This window comes from Myxococcus sp. NMCA1 (assembly GCF_026810205.1).
Taxonomy (GTDB): Bacteria; Myxococcota; Myxococcia; order Myxococcales; family Myxococcaceae; genus Myxococcus; species Myxococcus xanthus_A.
The window spans coordinates 8,930,269-8,951,412 of record NZ_CP113950.1 but is presented as its reverse complement, the minus strand read 5'-3'; the positions used below and the strand labels follow the sequence as shown (position 1 = coordinate 8,951,412).

Sequence of the window (21,144 nt, the reverse complement as noted above, 5' to 3'; positions counted from 1 at the left end):
GATTCGAGGCCCGTGGGTGAGGCGTCATCCGGCCCCTTTCTTCAACTTCGGGAGCCGGTGGTCTGATGGCGATTGCGTGCGTGGTGCTGGACTTCGACGGAACCTTCACGGACGTGGCGGCGGAGAGCGCGCCCTTCCTCCGGCATTTCCGGCAGGGATTGGCGGCGGCGCTGGGCGAGGATTTGGAGGCCGCGTGGGAGGAGGAGGTCGCCGCGTTGCGCGCGGGCGCGGACGCGCTGGGGTGGGATTTGGGCGGCCGGGTGGTGGCGCCCGCCACGGCGGATCCGTACCTGACGGCCACCTGCGCGGCCCACCGCCTCATGCAGCGCTTCGGGCAGGGCCAGGACGAGGCCCGCCGCTCCGACGTGGTGCAGAAGCTCTACCGCGAGGCCTACGCGCACTCGGCCACCGCCTTCAAGCCGGAGGCGAAGGAGGTGCTGGAGGCGCTGGTGGCCACGGGCCTGCCGGTGACGGTGGTGACCAACGCGCACACCGACCTGGTGGAGAAGAAGCTGGACCAGCTGGCGCCCAAGGGGCGCGAGAAGCTGACGGTGTCCGGGGACGCGCGCAAGTTCCTCCTGGACCCGCCGGACGCGACGGACGCCCGCTTCGCCGCGGTGCCGGAGACGCAGACGCTGGACGGCGTGCTGCGCCGCCCCGTCTACCTGCGCCGGGGCCGGTACTTCGAGGCCCTCAAGCGCGTCTGGGAGACCACGGGCACCACGCCGGAAGAGACGCTGGTGGCTGGTGACATCTACGAGCTGGACCTGGCGCTGCCCGCCGCGCTGGGCGCGCACGTGCAGTTGGTGGCCCGCGACAACGTGCTGCCCTACGAGCTGAAGGCCATGGAGCTGCTGGGCGCGCGCGGCGGCGTGGACCGCAGCCTGCACGGCGTGCTGCCCCGCCTTCGCTGAAGGCCGGGCCCGCAAGCACGAAGCCCCGCCTCCCGGTGAAGGGAGCGCGGGGCTCGTGGGTCACAACCGGCGAGGGCGTTAGACCTTGGCGCCCGGCGTCGGCTGGAAGACCTCGTTGAACTCGGTGATGGCCTTGCTCAGCGCCGTCTTGATGTCGGCGGTCAGCTCGCGCTTCGACGCCAGGTCCTTGGCGACGTTCGGGTGCTTGCCGTCGGCGAACTCCAGGAACTCACTCATCCAGCGCACCACGTCGGCCACCGGGATGTCGCGAATCCAGCCGCGCTTCTTGGGGTCGTCGCGGTTGGTGGCGGCGTAGATCTGCATGACCTGCTTCTCGACGGGCATGGGCTCGTACTGGCCCTGCTTGAGCAGCTCCACCATGCGGGCGCCGCGCGCCAGCGTCTCCTGGGTGGCCTTGTCCAGGTCGGAGCCGAACTGGGCGAAGGCGGCCAGCTCGCGGTACTGCGCGAGCTCCAGCTTCATGGTGCCGGCGACCTGCTTCATGGCCTTGATCTGCGCGGCCGAACCGACGCGGGACACGGAGAGGCCCACGTTGATGGCCGGGCGGACGCCGGCGAAGAAGAGGTCCGTCTCGAGGAAGATCTGCCCGTCGGTGATGGAGATGACGTTCGTCGGGATGTACGCCGACACGTCACCGGCCTGCGTCTCGATGATGGGGAGCGCGGTGAGCGAACCGGCGCCCTCCTCGTCGGACAGCTTGGCGGCGCGCTCCAGCAGGCGGCTGTGCACGTAGAACACGTCGCCGGGGTAGGCCTCGCGTCCCGGCGGACGGCGGAGCAGCAGCGACAGCTGGCGGTACGCCACGGCCTGCTTGGACAGGTCGTCGTACACGATGAGCGCGTGCATCTTGTTGTCGCGGAAGTACTCGCCCATGGCCACGCCGGCGTACGGCGCGAAGAACTGCATGGGAGCCGGGTCGGAGGCGTTGGACGCCACCACCGTGGTGTACTCCATGGCGCCGAAGCGGGTCAGCTTCTCCACCACCTGCGCCACCGTCGACTGCTTCTGGCCGATGGCCACGTAGATGCAGTAAACGTTCAGGCCCTTCTGGTTGATGATGGTGTCGATGGCGACGGCCGTCTTGCCCGTCTGGCGGTCACCGATGATGAGCTCGCGCTGACCACGACCCACCGGCACCAGCGCGTCCAGCGCCTTGATGCCCGTCTGCAGGGGCTCGTGCACGCTCTTGCGGGACACGATGCCGGGCGCCTTCACTTCCAGGCGGCGCGTCTCCGTGGCGGCGATGGGGCCCTTGCCGTCCAGCGGCTTGCCGAGCGGGTCCACCACGCGGCCGAGCAGCTCCTTGCCCACCGGAACGGAGGCGATCTGCTGGGTGCGCTTGACCGTGTCACCCTCACGGATGGCCTGGAAGTCACCCATGATGGCGACGCCGACGTTGTCTTCTTCCAGGTTGAGGACGAGGCCCTGCACGCCGTTGGCGAACTCCACGAGCTCACCGGCGAGCGCGCCCTCGAGGCCGTAGATGCGCGCGATACCGTCACCGACGGACAGCACGGTACCCGTCTCCGCGACGGTGACCTTCTTCCCGTAGTCCTTGATCTGCTCCCGGATGATTCTGCTGATCTCGTCGGCGCGGATTTCCATGAGCGTATGCGTCCTTGCGCAGGGGCGGCCGACGTGGAGCAGGCCGCCGAAACCTTGAAGTCGGGGCCCCTTACCACGCACACCCACCCGCTGCAATGCGGTCCGCGCCACCCGCCACGGGGTGGCAGAGGACGCCCGTTCAGGAGTGGGACAGGCGGCCGCGCGAAGGCGCTCCAGAAGTGGGTCAAAATCGCGCCCGGCTACTCTGGTGCATCAGCCGCCGTTGAGGTGGCGCCAGTCGCGGAGTCCTTCAGTGCCCCGGCCCCTCGCGGGGCAGCCAGGCGGTGAAGCTCACGCCGCCCCCGGAGCAGGACTCCACCGCCAGCTTCCCGCCGTGGGCCACGGCGATCTGCCGCGCGAGATAGAGCCCCAGGCCCAGGCCCTCTGGCGTGGCGCCGCGCTCCTTGCGGAAGGGCTCGAAGAGGGAGGAGTGCTCCTCCGCCGCCACCGTGAGTCCAGGGCTCTTCACACACAGCGTGACGCCGCCCACGGCGCCCACCACGCGCAAGGTGACCGGCGAATCCTCGCCCCCTTGATGGAGCACGCTGCCCAGCAGGTTGTCGGCCAGCTGCGCCAGCCGGTGGGTGTCCCAGTGGCCGCGCAGGTCGCCTTCCGTCTCCAGGTGGAGGGTTCGCCGGGGATGCTCACGGCGGCGCTCCTCCACGACGCGCGCCGCCACTGCGTCCAGCACCGCGGGCTCTGGCCGCAGCGCCAGTCCGCCCGCCAGCCGCGTGCGGGTGAAGTCCATCAACTCCTGGAGCATCCGCTCCATGCGCCGGGCGGACCGGGCCACCTGGCTCACCAGGGTGCGCTGCGGTTCCTCCAGCCCGTCCAGCCGCTGCAGGGAGCGCGTGCCTTCCTGCAGCGATTGCAGGGGCGCTCGCAGCTCCGCGTCCACCGCGCCCAGCATCTGGTGTCTGAACTGCTCGGTGTTCGCGGAGAGCTCCTCCGCGGCCTTGCGGCTGCTGATGTCCCAGACGGCGGCCAACCGCACCTGCCGGCCTTCCCACGTCACGTAGCGCCCCAGCACCTCCAGGGGCAGCCGCTGGCCATCCCGGCGGAGGACGACCACCTCATAGGGGGTCTCCAGCCCGCGGCTGAGCACCAGCCCCACCTGCGAGCGGAACTCCGGGGCGACGTAGTCCGCCAGGTGCCGGCCGATCATCTCTGAGGGTGACGCGTAGCCCAGCAGCTGCGACATCGCGCGGTTGGCGTCCATCACGATGCCGTTGTCATGCAGGAAGTGCCCGTCACAGGCCACGTCCGCCAGGCTGCGCATGTGGGACTCCCGCGCGCGCAGCCGCTGCTCCTCCAGGAAGCGCTCCGTCTCGTCGCGCACCCACAACGCCACCCCCGCCAGCGCGCCGCCCTGCAGCGCCGGGGACAGGCCCACCCGCAGGTGCCGCTCACCCGCGGCGGGGGCCAGCACGCCCCGCACAGGGGCATCCGTGACGTCCTCTCCGGAGAGTGCCCGGGCCAGCAGCGGTGACAGTGCCTGCGCCACCTGCGGCCACAGCTCCGTCAGAGGACGGCCCACGTGCGCGCGCGGCTCCAGGCCAGACAGCGCCGCCAGCGTGGCGTTCACCCACACCGGACGCAGGTCCCGGTCCAGCAGGGCCACCCCACAACCCGCCGCGCTCAGGAGGGCCCCCAGAAAGGGCCGAGCCTCCTCCGGCGCCGCCAACGTGGACGGACCTTCGGAATACCGGTGGAGTAGGGACTGCGGCATGGTCAGGTCGTCCAGGCGGCGCGGGGCTGTCCCGCACCACCTGGGAGTATACCGCTGTCAGGGTCCGCTGGGAATACCGGTTAGCCCTGGACTGCGGGGTGATAAAGACGACCTGGAACGTTGGTTGCCCGGCGAGCGGGCGGGCTTCAGCGCTGCTTCAGTTCGCGGCGCATCTCTTCGAGCTGGGTCCGGATGCTGCCGTCGTAGAGGATGCTGCCCACCTGGGCGGCGACACCACCCAACAGGCTGGGGTCCACGCGCGTCTCCAGAAGGACGTTGCGCTGGGTCAGCTGCTGCAGGGTCTGCTGGAGCTGGGCAAGGGCGTCGGCCGGAAGCGGCGCGGCGCTGGTGACGTGGCCCCGGACGCGGCCGGCACGGGCGTCCGCCATGTCGCGGAAGAGGCGGGCGATGTCCGCCAGGTAGCCCAGGCGGTTGCGGTCCACCAGCAGGCGGAGGGTATTGGCCAGCGTGGGCTCCACGCCGCCGGGGATGGCCTTCATCACCGACTCCACCACCCGCAGGCGCTGCTCGCGGGTGTAGGCGGGGTTGACGAGCACATCCGTCAGCTCGGCGTTCTTCGCGATGACGTCGGCGAAGGCGGTGAGCTGCTCGGCGACGGCGTCAGTGCGGCCCGCCTCCGAAGCGACATCGAGGAGGGCGCGGGCGTAGCGGCGGGCGATCGACACGTTCACCATGGCGGTCGCGCCCTTAGCACGGGGATTTCTCCCGGGCAACGTCCCTGGCATCGTGAAGCCCTGTCGCCGGGGGCACGCTTGCTGGCCCGGGCCGTGGCGTGGGAAAGCGGCGCTTATCGACGGGCAGGCGAGGGAAGGGGGCTTGGCGAGCTGGCGCGAACACCCGTAGGGTGGTGTCCTCTCGGCCCCCCATGCATGACCTCGTCATCGGCATCGACCTGGGTACTACCAACAGCGCCGTGGCGACCGTTGAAGACGGACGCCCGCGCATGATTCCCGCGCGCGCGGGTGGCCGGTTGACGCCGTCCACGCTGGGCGTGAACAAAGCTGGCGAGCGCGTGGTGGGCGTCGCGGCACAATCCCTGGCCGAGGAGCATCCGGACTCCGTGGTGTGGGCCACCAAGCGTTTCCTGGGGCGCCGCTACACGCCAGAGCTGGTCCAGGAAGCCAAGGCGCTGGTGCCGTATCCGCTGGTGGCCGGGCCCTCTGGCGACGTGCGCGTGCGGCTCGCCGGGCGGGTGATGCCCGTCACGCAGGTGTCCGCGATGATTCTGGGCGAGCTGGCCCTGGACGCGCAGGCGCACTTCGGCCGCCCCGTCACCAAGTGTGTCATCACCGTTCCGGCCAACTTCGACGACAACCAGCGGCAGGCCACGCGCGAGGCGGCCAACATCGCCGGGCTGGACGTGGTGCGGCTGGTGAACGAGCCCACCGCCGCGGCGCTGGCATATGGCCTGTCACGCGGCTTCGAGGGCAACGCGCTGGTGTTCGACCTGGGCGGTGGCACCTTCGATGTGTCCATCCTCGAGGTGAAGGCCGGCGTCTTCGAGGTGCGCGCCACGGGCGGTGACCCGAAGCTGGGCGGCGAGGACTTCGACCAGCGCATCGTCCAATGGCTGTTGGCGCAGGTGGACGATGAGCTGCGCCATGTCGTGTCGCAGGACGCGCAGAGCCTGCGCCGGCTGAAGGTGGCCGCGGAGCAGGCCAAGCGCGAGCTCACCGAGAAGGAAGAGGCGTCCATCTACGTCGCCGGACTGGGCGACCACTTGGCGCCCGGCAGGCGGATGGCGGAGCTGGAGACGGTGCTGACGCGCTCCTTCTTCGAAACGCTGTCCGAGCCGCTGTCGCGCCGCTGCCTCGATGTCTGCGAGTCGGTGATGCGCGAGGCGAAGATGGACCCCCACGCGGTGGACGTGGTGCTGCTGGTGGGCGGCATGACGCGCGTGCCGCTGATGCGGCGGCTGGTGGCGGACTTCTTCGGCCGCGCGCCCTCCACGGACGTGCACCCGGAGGAGGCCGTCGCGCTGGGCGCCGCGGTGCAGGCCGACGAGCTCATCCGCCAGTCCGGTCAGGCGTTGCTGCTGGACGTCGCCACCCAGAGCCTGGGCGTGGGCGTCATGGGCGGGCGCGTGAAGCGGCTCATCCCGAAGAACACGGGCGTGCCGGTGGTGGCGCGGGACATCTTCTATCCGGGCAGCTCCGGCCAGCAGGAAGCGCGCATCCCCGTGTACCAGGGCGAGAGCGAGTTCCAGGACGAGAACTACAAGCTGGGCGAGGTGGTGCTGAAGCGCCTCCACGTCGCCGCGCGCGGAGACGTGCCGCTGGAGGTCGTCTTCGAGCTGTCCAGCGAGGCCATCCTGTCCGTCAAGGCCACGGACCTGACCACCGGCAACATGGAGGCCGTGCGGCTGGAGGCCCGTGCGGGGCTGCCGCAGGGCGAGGCGGAGAAGCTGGGCGCCGAGCAGGCCCACTACGCGCGCTCGCAGGGCGTGGTGGACGCGAAGCGCGCGGAGGAGCTGTTCCGCAAGCTGCTGGAGCGCGGGGAGAAGCTGGCGCGGCTGCTCCAGCGCAGCGCGCAGGAGAACCCCAGCCCGGAGGCGCAGGCCACCCTGGGCACGGTGCAGCGCCTGTTGGATGGCGGCCGCTCTGCCCTGGACAGCGGCAACGCGGCGCAGTGCGCCACCATTGCCAAGCAGCTCACGCGGTTGTTGTCCGGTCGCCAGGAGCCTCGCGCCTGAGCGTCCATCCCCGAACGGTGGCCCCGGGCGCCCGTGGCCTTGGCACCCCTTTCCACCTATCCGTGAACGTATGAGCCCTCCTCCCAACGCGCGTGACACCGTGTTCGTGGTGGATGACTCCCGTACCGCCCGGGAGGTGGTGCGCCTGCACCTGATACGTTTGGGCTGCGAGGCGGTGGCGCTGGAGGGCGGCGAGGCGTGCATGGCCGAGCTGGCCCGGCGCACGCCGGCGCTCATCCTGTTGGACCTGCGCATGGAGCGCATGCAGGGTGACGAGGTGTGCCGGCTGGTGAAGGCACACCCCGCGGGGCGCAACGTGCCCGTCATCATGTTCACCTCCGGCGGCGAGCCCCACGAGGTGATGCACTGCTGGCGCGCGGGCGCCGACGACTTCCTGCCCAAGCCGGTGGCGCTGGGCGCCCTGGAGGCGAAGCTGGCCGCGGTGCGCCAGGCCCGGGAGCGTGTCCGTGAGGGACTGCCGCGTGGGCGCCGGGTGCTGCTGGTGGAGGGCGGGCGCTTCCTGCACACCTTCCTGGGAGGCTCGCTGGAGCAGGAGGGCCTCCACGTCCTCTACGCGCGGGACATGGGGGACGCGGCGAACCTGGCGGCGGAGCACGGCGCGCAGCTGGATGGCTTCGTGGTGGACGTGTCGCGCACGCCGCGCGAGGCGCTGGCCCTGGCCACGAAGCTCCATGACGCGCATCCGCGCAAGCCGCTGGTGCTGCTGTCGCGCGCGGAGGAGTCGCAGGAAGTGCTCACCCGGGCGCAGGCGCTGGGTGGCGCGCCGCTCCTGGAGAAGCGTCACATGGGCGCGGACGAGCTGCTCGGCCGCGTGCTGGGGCGGCTGGTTCCGGGCCACACCCCGCTGCGCGCCGCGGAGCGCGTGCCCTTCTTCACGGTGGTGGAGTTCACCACGCCCAACGGGACGACGCTGTCGGGCTTCAGCCATGATGCGGGGCCGGGCGCGCTCTTCGTGCGCACCCTGACGCCGGCGCGCGAGGGCACCCGGCTGACGCTGAAGGTGTTGCTCGCGGGCCAGCGCGCGCCCTGCACCGCCGAGGCGACGGTGGCGTGGTCCAACCCGCCCCTGCCGCAGGGCGTCTTCCGGTCCGCGGTGGGCATGGGGCTGCGGCTGGAGCAGATGGACCCGGTGCTCACCCAGCAGTTCGTCCGCTTCGTGCCCCGGGGTCTCGGTTTTCCGGCTCCAGGTTCGCCGCGCGCCTCAGGTTTCTGAGAGGCACGGGCGCCCGCAACGGCTCGCCGAAGCCAGGGGTCCCGGGTGGACGAAGCCTTGGCACGCCGGTGGCATCAGAGCCCGGCCGCCGCTGGCGTGGCACCGGGGAGGTCCGGGGGCTGTCAGTGGGGCCGAAGTGCAAAGGGAGGGTCGAATGCGGCAGTGGAAACGCTGGAGCTGGGCCGGAGTGGTGGCTGTCGTCGCGGCGGGGTGTGACGAGGGCAACAAGCCGTTGTCCCCGGTCGACAACGAGCCCGTGCAGCAGGAGGCCCGGCTGGAGAGCTTCCCTGGCTGTGAGGCCCTGGAGCAGCACATCGAGGACACCGCGACGAAGCAGATGCGCGCGGCGCTGGAGAGCTACAAGCAGTACGCCTACGGAGGCGGCCGTGGGGGCGAGGCGCCGCCCATGACGGGCGCGCCGCAGGAGGACTCCTCCGGAGGCGGCGGCAGGCCCAACGACTACACGGGCACGAACAACCAGGTGGTCGGCGTGCACGAGGCCGACTTCGTGCAGAACGATGGCACGCGCATCTTCGTGCTGTCGGGCCCTCGGCTCTACATCCACCGTTCGTGGCCCGCGGAGCAGCTCACGCGGACGGCCGCGCTGGAGGTGGAGGGCTGGCCGCTCGAGATGCTGCTCGACTCCGAGCGCAACCGGCTGGTCATCACCTCGGGGGTGGCCGAGGACCGGCCCGGGACGGTGACGGGGGGGCGCGGCACGGACGACATGCCGGTCATCGACTGCGCCGGCTTCGGTTGCGGCTATGCGTACAGCAACACCGTGAAGGTGACGGTGGTGGACGTGGCGGACCTGGAGGCGCCTCGGGTGCTGGAGCAAATCTACCTGCCCGGGAGCTACATCAACGCCCGGCGCGTGGACAGCGCGGTGCGCCTGGTGTTCTCGGACGGGTTCCGCTGGCCGGCGGACGTGCGCCTCTATCCCGAGTACTCGCCGGGGCTCTTCGATGACCGGGGCCGACTGGTCGCGTCCATCGACGCGCTCATCAAGCAGAACGAGCAGCGCATCCGCGCGCAGTCGCTGGAGCACTGGCTGCCGAAGGGCCGGCGCGTGACGGCGGACGGCGAGGTGAAGCCGCTCGCGTATGACTGCACGTCGTTCTACCGCGCCAACGGGCCCACCGGGCTGGGCCTGGTGTCGGTGCTGTCGCTGAACCTGGACGCGGAGGCGTCGTCGCCCAGCCGGACCAGCGTGGTGGGACTGCCTGGCGAGGTGTATGCGTCCCATGAGGCGCTCTACGTGGCGTCTCGCCACTGGTGGTGGTGGCCGGAGCCCGGCCAGACGACGCACACGTACCTCCACAAGTTCGACATCCGCGACCCGGACCAGGCCACCTACGTGGGCAGCGGCACGGTGGATGGATACATCGTCAACCAGTTCGCCATGGACGAGCGCGAGGGCGTGCTGCGCGTGGCCAGCACCGTGGAGCTCCCACCGGAGAACCCGGGGACCGGGAACGGCGGGGACACCGCGTGGACGCCTCCGGAGACGGTCAACCGCGTGGTGACGCTGCGTGAGCAGGACGGGCGCCTGAAGGAGCTGGGCCGCAGCGAGGACCTGGCCCGGGGTGAGCGCATCTTCAGCGCGCGCTTCATGGGCACGCGCGGCTACGTCGTCACCTTCCGGCAGGTGGACCCGCTCTTCACCTTCGACCTGAGCGACCCGGCGAACCCGCGCAAGGTGGGCGAGCTGAAGATTCCGGGCTTCTCCACGTACATCCACCCGCTGGGTGACACGCACCTGCTCACCTTCGGCGAGCACCGCAACGAGGACGGCACCTGGCAGGACCGCGCCCTCAAGCTGTCGCTCTTCGACGTGAGTGACCTGGCGCAGCCCAAGGAGACCTTCACGCACCAGTTGGGCTCGATGGGCAGCCACAGCGAGGCGCTCTACGAGCACAAGGCCTTCACCTACTTCCCCGCCAAGGGATTGCTGGCCCTGCCCTTCACGGACTGGGACTACAACGCCTACGACTACTGGTCCGGCTTCCGCAGCGAGCTGCGCGTCTTCCGCGTGGACACGGCCACGGGCTTCTCGCCGGTGGGCACCGTCTCCATGCGGGACATGTATCAGTCGTTCAACTTCCGGAACTGGAGCTGGTACTGGCAGCCCACGGTTCGCCGCAGCATCATGGCGGACGACTACGTCTACACCATCTCCGACGCGGGGCTGCGCGTGTCCCACGTGGACAGCCTCCAGACGCCGCTGGTCACCGCGCCCTTCCATCCGCCCATGCTGCCGTGACGCGGGGCTGACGCGGGCTTGCCCCCTGGGACGCCGGGTGTCCCAGGGGGACGTATCACAGGTGTGTGGCCGGGCCTCCTCGTCAGGCGAGGGGGCGTGGCGCGTCGGACGTGGGCAGCGCATTCCCTGCCGGAAGGCGCTATAGGCGCACTCCCCATGTCCACCGCCGTGTTGCCAATGTCCTCCGTGAATTCTCCCCGCACCGAGCTCCGGGAGCTGGCCCGGCTGGCGGTTCCCATCGCCATCGCCCAGGGCGGGCAGGCGCTCATGGGGTTGGTGGATACGCTGGTGGTGGGCCGCGCGGGGACGTCCGCGCTGGCGGCGGTGGGCCTGGGCAACGGCCTCTACTTCGCGGTCAGCTCCTTCGGCATAGGCTTGATGATGGGGTTCGACCCCATGATTTCCCAGGCCATTGGCGCACGGCAGTTCACCCGGGCGCGGGCGCTGTTGTGGCAGGGCGCGTGGATGGCGTTCTGCGTGGGGGCGATGCTGGCCACGCTGATGACGCTGGCGCCGCGGCTGCTGCCGCTGGCGGGCATCAGTGAGACGGAGGCCGCGGGCGCCAGCCAGTACCTGGCGTGGCGCGCACCCGGCATGCCGATGATGCTGATGTTCCTCACCATGCGCTCCTATCTCCAGGCCACCGCCTTCACGCGGCCGCTGGTGATCGCGACGGTGGTGGCCAACATCTTCAACCTGCTGGGCAACCTGCTGCTCGTCTTCGGTGGCGCCAATCTGCCGGCCTGGTTCGGCCCGCTGCGGGAGGTGCCAGCCCTGGGCGTGGCGGGCTCCGCGATGGCGACGTCGGCGAGCATTGGCATCGAGCTGCTCATCGCGGTGCTGTTCATTCGCAGCCGCAAGGTGGAAGGGGCGCCCGCGCGGCGCCTGCCGGTGTGGGCGGACCTCTCGCGAGCCATCCGGCTGGGCCTCCCCATTGGTCTGCACATCTGCGCGGAGGTCGGCGTGTTCGCGCTGGCGGGCGTGCTGGCGGCGGGGCTGGGGCCGGCGAGCGTGGGCGCGCACCAGATTGCCATCTCCTTCGCGAGCGTCTCCTTCACCGTGGCCATGGGCATTGGCAACGCGGGCAGCGTGCGGGTGGGCTGGGCGGTGGGCGCGCACAACACGCCGCAGGCGCGGCTCAGCGGCTTCATGGCGCTGGCGGGCGGCGCGGGCTTCATGGCGCTGAGCGGCCTGGTGTTCGCGCTGTTCCCTCACACGCTGGCGAAGCTGGCGGGGGCGCCCGCGGACGTGCTGCCGCTCCTGATTCCGCTGCTGATGGTGAGCGCCATCTTCCAGGTGTTCGACGGGGCGCAGGGCGTGGGCGCGGGCGTGCTGCGCGGCGCGGGCGACACGCGCTTCACCTTCCTGGCGAACATGGTGGGGCACTACGCCATTGGCCTGCCGGTGACGCTGCTGCTGGCCTTCAAGCTGGGCCTGGGCGTGGTGGGCATCTGGTGGGGCCTGTGCGCGGGCCTCATCAGCGTCGCGGTGGCTCTGGTGTGGCGCTTCAACCGGATGAGCGCGGGCACGCTGCGTCCGGTCGAAGCGTAGCGGCGCGCGGCGGCTACCAGGGCAGGTACTGCTGAATCATCTGCCGCCACACGGGCCAGTCGTGCGTGCCGCCCTGCCACACGGACAGGTGGTTGCCGATGTCCTTCTTCCACAGCAGGTTGGAGAGGTGCTCGTTGGAGGGGCGGCAGAAGTCGTGCTCGCCCACCGCCAGCACCATCTCCACGCGCTGGAGGGCGGAGAGCTGCGCGGGGTCCGTGAGGTTTGGCAGCCACTCCGTGCACGAATGGAAGTAGACGTCCGAGTCGTGATGGCCGTCGAGGAACTCGTCCGTCTCGAACTTGCCGCCCATGGACAGCAGGCGCCGGAAGACGTGCGGGTGCCGCAGGCCGATGTTGTACGAGTGGAAGCCGCCGAAGCTGCACCCGGCCAGGGTGAGGCGCCCGCCGGTGCTGCGGCTTTTGAGCAGGGGCACCACCTCGTGGAGGAGGTAGTCCTCCCACTGCTGGTGGCGCCGGACGCGGTCCGCCGGGTGGATGGCGGTGTTGAACCAGGACTCCTCGTCCACCGAGTCCGGGCACACCACGATGTACCGGCCGGACTGGACGCGGTCGGCGATGGCACCGATGAGGCCGAAGTCCTCGGCCTGGAAGAAGCGGCCCTTGCTGGTCGGCAGCAGGAGCACGGGCTCGCCCGAGTGGCCGAAGATGAGCAGCTCCATGTCGCGGTGCAGTCGCTCGCTGTACCAGCGGTGATATTCGCGGTTCATGGCGCGCAATTTAATCGCAATGCGTCAAAGGCCGCGACTGGAGTGCAATGGCCGCCCGCCGGACTGCCGGGAGTGAACACCTGGGCGGATGTCTGACTTTGCCGAGTCGGCGGCTACCCGCCCGGGCGTTCGTTGCGGCTCCCACTGACGGTGTCGAGCTTTGAACGCGAGGCTTCCAGGCCATTCGTGCGCGTGCCTTGCCAGGGGCGGAGAGGCAGCCTGGCCAAGGTGATGGCGCAGCGGCGCTGAGCGCTTCATCGGTTGGCACGTCGCGGCGGATTCAGCCGTCTGGCACGCATGGGTTGCCGCCTGTGTGGCCAGAAGTCTGCCCGCATTGCTCGCTCTTGGGCATACCACCCCAGGGGTAGCGCGCGTCCCGGGCTTTCGTAGGACAAGTCATCTTGTGCCGCTCACCAGACGGAAACGAGAATGCAGACGCACATGCTCGCTTGTGCGGCCAGACACGTGGGCGGTGGGGGGAGTGCCATGAAGAAGGAACTCGGGCTTTCGGAGCAGTCCGCCGTGCCACGCGTGGTCACGGCGGAGCCATTGGCTCACGTGACAGAAGACGGCCGGCCTCATCTGCTGCGCGAGCACTTGGAGGCCGTGGGGCAGTGGGCCGCGAGGCTGGCGCCGCGAGAGGATTTGCGTGCGCCGGCCCTGGCCACCGGGCGCTGGCATGACCTGGGCAAGTACACACAGGACTTCCAGATACGCATCCGCAAGGAGAACGGCTTCGAGGCGCACTTGGAGAAAGAGGGGGCGCTGGAGCGAGACCACTCGACGGCCGGGGCGCTCTGGGCGCTGAGCCGGGACCGGCGTCTGATGCCGCTGGCATTCGCGATAGCCGGGCACCACTCAGGCTTGCCCGACGCGTCGAACCTCCGGAACCGCGTGGGGCGCACGGAGAAGCAGGCGTTGCTCTCCGATGCGCGGGCTCGCTGTGACGCACCCGCTTTGCTGGACGGGCCGTTGGGCTTCTCTCCGGAGGCGCTCGACAAGCTCGAACCACGGCAAGTGGAGCTCTGGACGCGGATGCTCTTCTCCGTCCTCTGTGACGCGGACTTCCTGGACACCGAAGCCTTCTTCGATGCGAACAGGAGCGCGGCCCGCGAGGTGCCGGTGTCGCTGTCGCAGCTCGCCGAGCGTCTCCGCGGCTTCCTGCGGGAGAAGCAGCGTGGGGCTCCGGACACGGAGGTGAACCGGGTGCGCCGCGAGGTGCTCACCACCGCCGTGGAGGCCGCGGTGCAGCGCCCCGGTGTCTTCAGCCTCACGGTACCCACGGGGGGAGGGAAGACGCTGACGTCCATGGCCTTCGCGCTCGAACATGCGCGGACGCAGGGGCTTCAGCGCGTCATCGTCGCCATCCCCTACACCTCCATCATCGAGCAGAGCGCGGAGGCGTACCGCCAGGCCTTCCAGGGGCTGGAGCACGCCGTCATCGAGCACCACTCCGCTGTCGACCCGGACCGGGAGACGCCGCTCAACCGCGTGGCCAGTGAGAACTGGGACGCGCCCGTCATCGTCACCACCACGGTGCAGCTCCTGGAGAGCCTCTTCGCTCACCGCCCGTCGGCGTGCCGCAAGCTGCATCGGGTGGCCCGGAGCGTCATCGTGCTTGACGAGGCCCAGACGCTGCCCGCCTCGCTCCTGGAGCCCATCCTGGATGGCTTGGGCGCGTTGGTGAGGGACTACGGCTGCTCCGTGGTCATCTGCACCGCCACGCAGCCGGCGCTGGGCCGTCGCCCGGACTTCCCGGAAGGGCTGCCGGAGGTGCGTGAAATCGTCCCGGCCTCGGTGCGCGCCTTCGAGCGGCTGCGCCGTGTGCGCGTGCGCTGGCCCTCGTCAGGGCGGAAGCTCCCCTATGCCGAGCTGGCCGACGCCGTGGCGGCCGAGCGGGACGTGCTCGCGGTGGTCCACCTGCGGGCCGACGCGCGGCGGCTCTGCGAACTCGTGGATGAACGGCTGGGGCATGAAGAGACGCTGCACCTGTCCGCGTTGATGTGCCCGGAGCATCGCTCCCAGGTGCTCGCGGACATCAAGGCCCGAAAGCGAAGAGGGGAGCCTGTGCGGTTGGTGGCCACCCAACTCGTCGAGGCGGGCGTGGACCTGGACTTCGGCGTCGTCTACCGAGGCCTGGGAGGCCTGGACGCGCTAGCCCAGGCCGCTGGCCGGTGCAACCGGGAGGGGCTGATGGAGGGCCTGGGCGAGCTGCGCGTCTATGAGCCTGAGACGCAGCCACCCAGGGGCGTTCCTCGCGCCGCCCAGGACGTCACACGCGGCCTGCTGGAGCAATCACCGGACCTGGACTTGTTCGCGCCCGAGAGCTTCCAGCGCTACTTCGCCAGGCTCTACGCCACGCGCCACCGGGATGAGAAGGGTATTCAGGCGCTGCGCGCGAAGTTCCAGTTCGAAGAGGTGTCCAAGGCGTTCAAGCTCGTCGAGGACGACTGGAGCGCTTCGGTGGTGGTGCCCTTCGCGGGCCATGCGCCGCTGGTGAACGAGCTGCGTGAGCGAGGTCCTTCGCGAGAGCGGCTGCGCGCGCTGCAACGCTTCACGGTGACGGTGCCCCGCAAGCTCCGGGACGCCTGGCTGGCGCGCGAGTTGGCGCGGCTCGCTGCCGAGACGGTGGCGTACCTGGGGCCGGAGCACACGTCCGCGTACCACAAGCGCTTCGGCCTGCTTCCGGACCACGTCGGCATCTTCGACCCGTCCTTCCTCATTCCCGCTTGAGACCCGCTTCAGGAGGTGTGGATGACATCAACGCCAGGCAGAAGTTTTCGCGTGAGGGCGCGGGGGCCCGTGGCCTGTTTCACGCGGCCCGAGATGAAGGCCGAGCGCGTCAGCTACGAGGTGATGACGCCCTCAGCGGCACGTGGGGTGCTGGAGGCCATCCTATGGAAGCCGGCCATTCGTTGGCACGTCCACGAAATCGCCGTGCTCGCGCCGGTGCGGTGGACCAGCTTCCGTCGCAACGAGGTCAACAGCCGGGCCACTGTGGGGAAGTTCGACTACGCGGCGGACGAGGACCGGGCCCAGCGCAACACGGTGGCGCTGCGAGACGTGGACTACGTCATCACCGCGTCCTTCGCCCTGGTGCCGGGCAAGACGGGGCCCGACGACAACGTGCGCAAGTTCGAGGACATGTTCGAGCGGCGTCTGGAGCGAGGCCAGTTCTTCCATGCGCCCTACCTGGGATGCCGTGAGTTCGCGGCGCGCGTCGAGCCCGCGGAGGACGTCCTGTTGCCGCATGAGTCAGGCCAGGGGCGGAGGCCGCTGGGCCTCATGTTCTACGACTTCGTCTTCGACATTCCTGGAGAGCCGGTGCGTCCTGAGTTCTTCCAGGCGTTCCTGGAGGACGGCGTGCTGCGTGTGCCGCCTCGGGCGCAGGTGCTGGGGGGAGGCGCTCCATGATGCTGACGGCGCTGAATGACTTCGCGCGCGAGCGAGGGCTCACGGATGACCCTCTGTACGAGGTCAAGCCCGTGGACTTCTTCATTCGCATCAGCGCGAAGGGGAAGTTCATCAAGCTGGAGTCCCTGGCGAGGGAAGACGGGAGAGGCAATGCGATGCCAATCCCCAGGTTGCCGCAGCGCTCGGTGAACATCGCGGCGGGCTTCTTCGCGGACAACTCGAAGTACGTCCTCGCCTACGAGAAGGACGCGCCCAAGGCGAAGGCAGGCGGCGTGGAGAAGCGCCTGGCCCGGTTGGAAGCCTTCTTGAAACCGGTGCGCGAGGTCGTCGCGGAGACGAAGGACGCGGAGGCCCGGGCCGTGGAGGCCTTCCTGGACAGCGAGGCCGAGCGGAGCAAGGCGCTGGCGGACAGGGGGGCTGAGGAGTGGACGGGCTCCGAGATGCTCGCATTCGTCGTTGGTGAGGCCACGACGCCCGTGCACCAGAGCCCCGCCATCCGTGCCTGCTGGGAGCGTCGCGCGGGTGCGCAGCAAGCGCTGGGGCGGAGGGTGTTGTGTCTGGTGACGGGCCGCGAGGGCGTGGTGGCCGTCACGCACCCCAAGTTGAAGAACGTCCCAGAGGCCCAGCCGTCCGGGGCGTCGCTGGTGTCCTTCAACGCGCCCGCGTTTTCGTCGCATGGTTTGGAGCAGGGGGAGAACGCGCCCATCTCCCAGGAGGCGTCGCTGGGCTACGTGCTGGCCCTCAACGACATGCTTCGGAGGACGGAGCAGCGCCGTTTCCGTCAAGGCATTCAGTTGGCGGATGGCTCGGTGATGGTGTTCTGGACGCGCGCCTCTCCTTCGGAAGAGAGCTTCCTGCTGTCTCTCCTGGACCCGACGGAGGATGACCTCAAGCGCTTCGTTGAGTCTCCGCTCAAGGGCGTCGAGCCAGGAGAACTGGATGACCGCGCCTTCTACGCCGTGACGCTGGCGGGGAACGCGGGCCGCGTCGCGGTGCGTGATTGGTTCGAGTCTCGCGTGGGCGAGGTGAAGCAGAACATCCGGCGCTATTTCGACGACCTGCGTATTGGCGACGCGCCAGCGGGGCCGATCCCCGTCTATCGCCTGCTCAAGGCCGTGGAGGCGCCCTCGGGACGGGGCCTGACGCCGGACATCGCCGCACGGATGCTGGGGGCGGCGTTGCGAGGTCAGCCCTTCCCGCGCCAGCTCCTGGTGGCCGCGCTGGACCGGCTGCGGTTGCCGCCCGCTGACGGCGGGGTCGAGCGCGAGCAGCTCCGGCTCCGCGTCGCGCTCATCAAGGCGTACCTGTTGCGAGATCGAAATCGTGGATCCACTCCCCTGGAGGTCACTGTGTCATTGGACAAGGACAATCCTTCGCAGCCCTATGTGCTCGGCCGCCTCTTCGCTGTGCTGGAGCGGCTGCAGGGCGTGGCGCTGAAGGACCTCAACGCCACCATCCGCGACCGCTACTTCGGCGCCGCGTCTCGAAACCCCGTCACCGTCTTCCCCCGGCTGATTCAGCTCTCCGTTCATCACGCCTCCAAGGCGGGGGAGAACGGCAGGTGGCTGGAGCGGACGAAGGGGGAGGTGATGGCCCTGCTGCCTTCCAAGGCCCCATTTCCGCCTGTGTTCCATCCCGAGCAGCAGGGCCTCTTCGCCGTGGGTTACTACCACCAGCGCGAAGCGTTCTTCACGAAGCGCGAGGCCGCCGCGGCTCCGGCTGATTCGGCAGCGTCCTCCACCTGAGCCTTCACCGCCTCCAAACCCATTCCAGAGAAAGCGCCATGACCGACCTCAAGCAACGCCATGACTTCGTCCTGTTCTTCGACGTGTTGGATGGAAACCCCAACGGGGATCCCGACGCCGGCAACCTGCCCCGCATTGATGCGGAGACGGGCCATGGGCTGGTGACGGACGTGAGCCTCAAGCGCAAGGTGCGAAACTTCGTCCTGCTCACGCAGGAGGGAAAGCCCGGGCTGGACATCTTCGTCAAGGAGAAGGCCATCCTGAACAACCGCATCGCGGATGGATACAAGAGCCTGGGCATCGACCTGAACGAGAAACCCGCTCGCGCGGAGGATGGCAAGAAGCGCAACGACAAGGGCAAGGCCCAGGGCTCCGAGGTGGAGAAGGGCCGCGCGTGGATGTGCAAGACGTTCTTCGATGTCCGCACATTTGGCGCGGTGATGTCCACGGGGCCCAATGCGGGGCAGGTGCGTGGGCCGGTGCAGCTCACTTTCGCCCGCTCGGTGGACCCTATCGTGTCGCAAGAGCATTCCATCACCCGCATGGCGGTGGCGACTGAGGACGAAGCGGAAAAGCAGGGCGGTGACAACCGCACCATGGGCCGGAAGAACACCGTGCCCTACGGGCTCTATCGGGCGCACGGCTTCGTCTCGCCGCACCTGGCGAAGCAGACGGGGTTTGGCCCGGCGGACCTGGAGCTGCTCTTCCAGTCCTTCACGCACATGTTCGAGCTGGACCGCAGCGCCGCGCGCGGGCTGATGTCCATGCGCAAGGTGGTGGTGTTCAAGCATGGCTCGGAGCTCGGAAACGCGCCGGCCCACGCGCTGTTCGACCGCGTCCATGCGGTGCGCGCTCAGCCGGAGAAGCCAGCTCGAAGCTTCTCCGACTACGAGGTGCGTGTGGACAAGGCCGGGCTGCCCCAGGGCATCGAGGTGCTGGAGCTGGTGGGATGAGCGCGGACCGCGAGACGTGGGTGGCGCTGTCGGCGCTCCAGCACCTGCTGTACTGCGAGCGGCAGGCGGCGCTCATCCACGTCGAGCGGCAATGGCGCGAGGACGTCAACACCGCCTCCGGCAGACTGCTGCACGAGCGCGTGGACCTGCCGGGACATGACGCGCGGGTGGGACGGCGGGTGGAGCGGGCCGTGTTGCTGGGCTCGCAGCGGCTGCGCGTGTCCGGGCGCGCGGACATGGTCGAGTACCAGCGGGACGCGAAGGGGGCAGGTTGGCGGCCCTATCCGGTGGAGGTGAAGCGCGGCCGGCGCAAGGCGGGTGAGGCGGACCGCGTGCAGCTCTGCGCGCAGGCGCTGTGCCTGGAGGAGATGCACGGCGTGGACGTCCCGGAAGGGGCACTCTTCTACGGTGTGGAGCACAAGCGTGCTGCGGTGCGCTTCGACGCGGAGCTGCGCCAGCGGACCGAGGACGCCATCGCGCGCATGCACGAGGTGCTGCGCCGGCAGGAGGTCCCTGTCGTGGTGCGCGCGCCCCGATGTGACGCGTGCTCGCTGGAGCCGTTGTGCCTCCCTGGGGTGACGGCGGGGCAGCGGAGCGCCCAGGACTTCCTGGCGCGGTGGATGGACGAGGACGGCTGAACGGAGGAACGCATGACGACCGCGCTGAACACGCTGTTCATCACTGCCGAGGGGACTCGCCTGAACAAGGAAGGTGAGTGCGTGGTGGTGACGGTTCAGGACCAGAAGAAGGCGGAGGTTCCCTTGCGGCACCTGCGCTCGGTGGTGTGTCTGACGCGTGCGTGGCTGACGCCGGAGTTGATGGAGAGCTGCCTGGAGGCGGGCATCCATGTCTCCTTCTTCGGGATGACGGGGCGCTTTCTGGCGAGGGTGGAGGGTGTGCCGGGCGGCAACGTCTTGCTGCGGCGGCAGCAGTACCGGGCGGCGGATGACATCGCTCGCTCGGTGGCCATCTCCCGGGCACTGGTGGTGGGGAAGCTCGGGAACGCGCGGCAGTTCGTGTTGCATGCGCGGCGTGACGCGGCGCCCGAGCGGCAGGAGGCCTTGTCGGAGACTGCGCGGCGGCTGTCGGAGCACCTGCGCGCGCTGACCCGCGTGGAGGACTTGGAGCAGGTGCGAGGGCTGGAAGGCATCGCGGCGCGCGACTACTTCGAGTCCTTTCCCGCGCTGCTGAAGAAGAGTGCCCAGGGCTTCGAGTTCGATGGTCGCAACCGCCGGCCACCGAGGAATCCGCTGAACGCGATGCTCTCGTTTGGCTATGCGCTGCTGGCGCAGGACTGCGCGGGAGCGCTCGCGGGTGTTGGGCTCGACCCCGCCGTGGGGTTCCTGCACGAGGACCGCCCTGGGCGCTTGTCCCTGGCGCTGGATTTGATGGAGGAGTTCCGTGCGCCGGTGGTGGACCGGCTCGTCTTCTCGCTGGTGAATCGGGGGCAACTCAAGCCCGGGGACTTCCGCACGGAGTCGGCGGGGGCTGTGTTGCTGAAGGACGATGCGCGCAAGACGTTCCTCGTGGCGTACCAGGAGGCGAAGCAGGTGGGGGTACGGCACGCGTTCCTGGGGCAGGAGACGACCTGGGGCATGGCGCCTCACCTGCAATCGCTGCTGTTGGCACGCCATCTCCGAGGGGAGCTGGACGGCTACCCTCCCTTCGCGATGCGCTGATGCGTAGATTGACCGTGTTGATTTGTTACGACGTGCGGGTGTCGGACCCCCAGGGGCCTCGGCGCCTGCGCAAGATCGCGCGGGCTTGCAGAGACCATGGCGTGCGAGTGCAATACTCCGTCTTCGAGTGTGTCCTGGAGCCCAAGGACTGGGTCGTCCTGCGCGCCCGCCTGCTCGGCGCATTCGATTCGGAATGCGACAGCCTGCGCTTCTACTTCCTGTCGGAAGACGATGCCCGAAAGACGGAGCATCATGGCGCCAGGGCCCCCTTGGACGTCGAGGGGCCGCTGGTCCTGTAGGCCTCCGCGAACCGGCCCCGGTGTGCGCTCCGTCGAGGGTTCGCGCTCTTTGAAATCCCGAATAGAATCAGCGAGTTGGGTGAGTGGGGGGGCAGGAACGGCGGGGCGCTTTCGTGGCCGCGCGGGCCGGTTCGCGAAATTCGGCCGGATTCCATAGTCAGAACGCTATGTTGGAGAGGCAGAGTCGCTCCTCGTGAACGAGGGGAGCGTGGGTTGAAACATGAGCTCAAGCCAGTCGTTGTAACTGAGCGTGAGGTCGCTCCTCGTGAACGAGGGGAGCGTGGGTTGAAACATCTA

General features: G+C 69.4%; 16 protein-coding genes and 1 CRISPR repeat array (1 of these 17 only partly in view). Of the genes, 12 read left to right on the top strand and 4 right to left on the bottom strand.

The window, feature by feature from the left end; genetic code table 11:
* Positions 1-65 precede the first annotated feature (65 nt).
* On the top strand, positions 66-914 hold the full coding sequence (locus OZ403_RS37090) for an HAD family hydrolase (RefSeq protein WP_140795901.1): 849 nt from the start codon (positions 66-68) through the stop codon (positions 912-914).
* Between the two features lie 78 nt (positions 915-992).
* Here OZ403_RS37090 and atpA read toward each other — a convergent pair whose 3' ends face one another.
* The 3 genes from atpA to atpH form a co-directional block, all read right to left on the bottom strand.
* On the bottom strand, positions 993-2,540 hold the full coding sequence (atpA, locus tag OZ403_RS37085; RefSeq protein ID WP_140795900.1) for a F0F1 ATP synthase subunit alpha: 1,548 nt from the start codon (positions 2,538-2,540) through the stop codon (positions 993-995).
* Positions 2,541-2,790: 250 nt separating this feature from the next.
* Entirely contained in the window at positions 2,791-4,269 is a 1,479-nt protein-coding gene (locus OZ403_RS37080) for a PAS domain-containing sensor histidine kinase (RefSeq protein ID WP_140795899.1), read from the bottom strand.
* Positions 4,270-4,415: 146 nt separating this feature from the next.
* Positions 4,416-4,964 (bottom strand): ATP synthase F1 subunit delta, encoded by a 549-nt coding sequence (gene atpH, locus OZ403_RS37075; protein ID WP_140795898.1) that lies wholly within the window; start codon positions 4,962-4,964, stop codon positions 4,416-4,418.
* Positions 4,965-5,155: 191 nt separating this feature from the next.
* Here atpH and OZ403_RS37070 point away from each other — a divergent pair, with 191 nt between their 5' ends.
* The 4 genes from OZ403_RS37070 to OZ403_RS37055 all read left to right on the top strand — a co-directional run bounded on the left by OZ403_RS37070 (position 5,156) and on the right by OZ403_RS37055 (position 12,030).
* Complete coding sequence (locus OZ403_RS37070) at positions 5,156-6,982, top strand: Hsp70 family protein (protein ID WP_140800342.1); 1,827 nt, start codon at positions 5,156-5,158, stop codon at positions 6,980-6,982.
* Between the two features lie 70 nt (positions 6,983-7,052).
* Entirely contained in the window at positions 7,053-8,216 is a 1,164-nt protein-coding gene (locus OZ403_RS37065; protein WP_140800341.1) for a TIGR02266 family protein, read from the top strand.
* Between the two features lie 154 nt (positions 8,217-8,370).
* Positions 8,371-10,479: a beta-propeller domain-containing protein gene (locus tag OZ403_RS37060; protein ID WP_268782969.1), complete on the top strand. Its 2,109-nt coding sequence runs from the start codon at positions 8,371-8,373 to the stop codon at positions 10,477-10,479.
* 156 nt (positions 10,480-10,635) lie between these two features.
* Entirely contained in the window at positions 10,636-12,030 is a 1,395-nt protein-coding gene (locus tag OZ403_RS37055) for an MATE family efflux transporter (RefSeq protein WP_140795894.1), read from the top strand.
* Positions 12,031-12,043: 13 nt separating this feature from the next.
* Here the strand turns inward: OZ403_RS37055 and OZ403_RS37050 are convergent, their stop codons facing one another.
* Complete coding sequence (locus OZ403_RS37050) at positions 12,044-12,757, bottom strand: esterase family protein (protein WP_140795893.1); 714 nt, start codon at positions 12,755-12,757, stop codon at positions 12,044-12,046.
* 486 nt (positions 12,758-13,243) lie between these two features.
* Between OZ403_RS37050 and OZ403_RS37045 the strand changes: the two genes are divergently transcribed.
* The 7 genes from OZ403_RS37045 to cas2 all read left to right on the top strand — a co-directional run bounded on the left by OZ403_RS37045 (position 13,244) and on the right by cas2 (position 20,847).
* On the top strand, positions 13,244-15,490 hold the full coding sequence (locus OZ403_RS37045) for a CRISPR-associated endonuclease Cas3'' (RefSeq protein WP_268782968.1): 2,247 nt from the start codon (positions 13,244-13,246) through the stop codon (positions 15,488-15,490).
* A gap of 69 nt (positions 15,491-15,559) precedes the next feature.
* Entirely contained in the window at positions 15,560-16,171 is a 612-nt protein-coding gene (gene cas5c, locus OZ403_RS37040) for a type I-C CRISPR-associated protein Cas5c (RefSeq protein ID WP_268782967.1), read from the top strand.
* The gene (gene cas8c / locus OZ403_RS37035; protein ID WP_268782966.1) at positions 16,168-17,916 is read left to right on the top strand and encodes a type I-C CRISPR-associated protein Cas8c/Csd1; all 1,749 of its coding nucleotides are present in this window, start codon (positions 16,168-16,170) and stop codon (positions 17,914-17,916) included. The genes cas5c and cas8c overlap by 4 nt, the downstream gene beginning before the upstream one ends.
* Positions 17,917-17,954: 38 nt before the next feature.
* Entirely contained in the window at positions 17,955-18,869 is a 915-nt protein-coding gene (gene cas7c, locus OZ403_RS37030) for a type I-C CRISPR-associated protein Cas7/Csd2 (protein ID WP_268782965.1), read from the top strand.
* The gene (cas4, locus tag OZ403_RS37025) at positions 18,866-19,507 is read left to right on the top strand and encodes a CRISPR-associated protein Cas4 (RefSeq protein WP_268782964.1); all 642 of its coding nucleotides are present in this window, start codon (positions 18,866-18,868) and stop codon (positions 19,505-19,507) included. The genes cas7c and cas4 overlap by 4 nt, the downstream gene beginning before the upstream one ends.
* A 12-nt stretch (positions 19,508-19,519) precedes the next feature.
* Positions 19,520-20,548, top strand: a complete 1,029-nt coding sequence (cas1c, locus tag OZ403_RS37020; protein ID WP_140795887.1) for a type I-C CRISPR-associated endonuclease Cas1c — start codon at positions 19,520-19,522, stop codon at positions 20,546-20,548.
* Complete coding sequence (gene cas2 / locus OZ403_RS37015) at positions 20,548-20,847, top strand: CRISPR-associated endonuclease Cas2 (protein WP_225888307.1); 300 nt, start codon at positions 20,548-20,550, stop codon at positions 20,845-20,847. Before cas1c ends, cas2 begins: the two co-directional genes overlap by 1 nt.
* Positions 20,848-21,030: 183 nt before the next feature.
* Positions 21,031-21,144: direct repeats of the CRISPR family, unit length 37 nt (it continues 5,112 nt past the right edge of the window).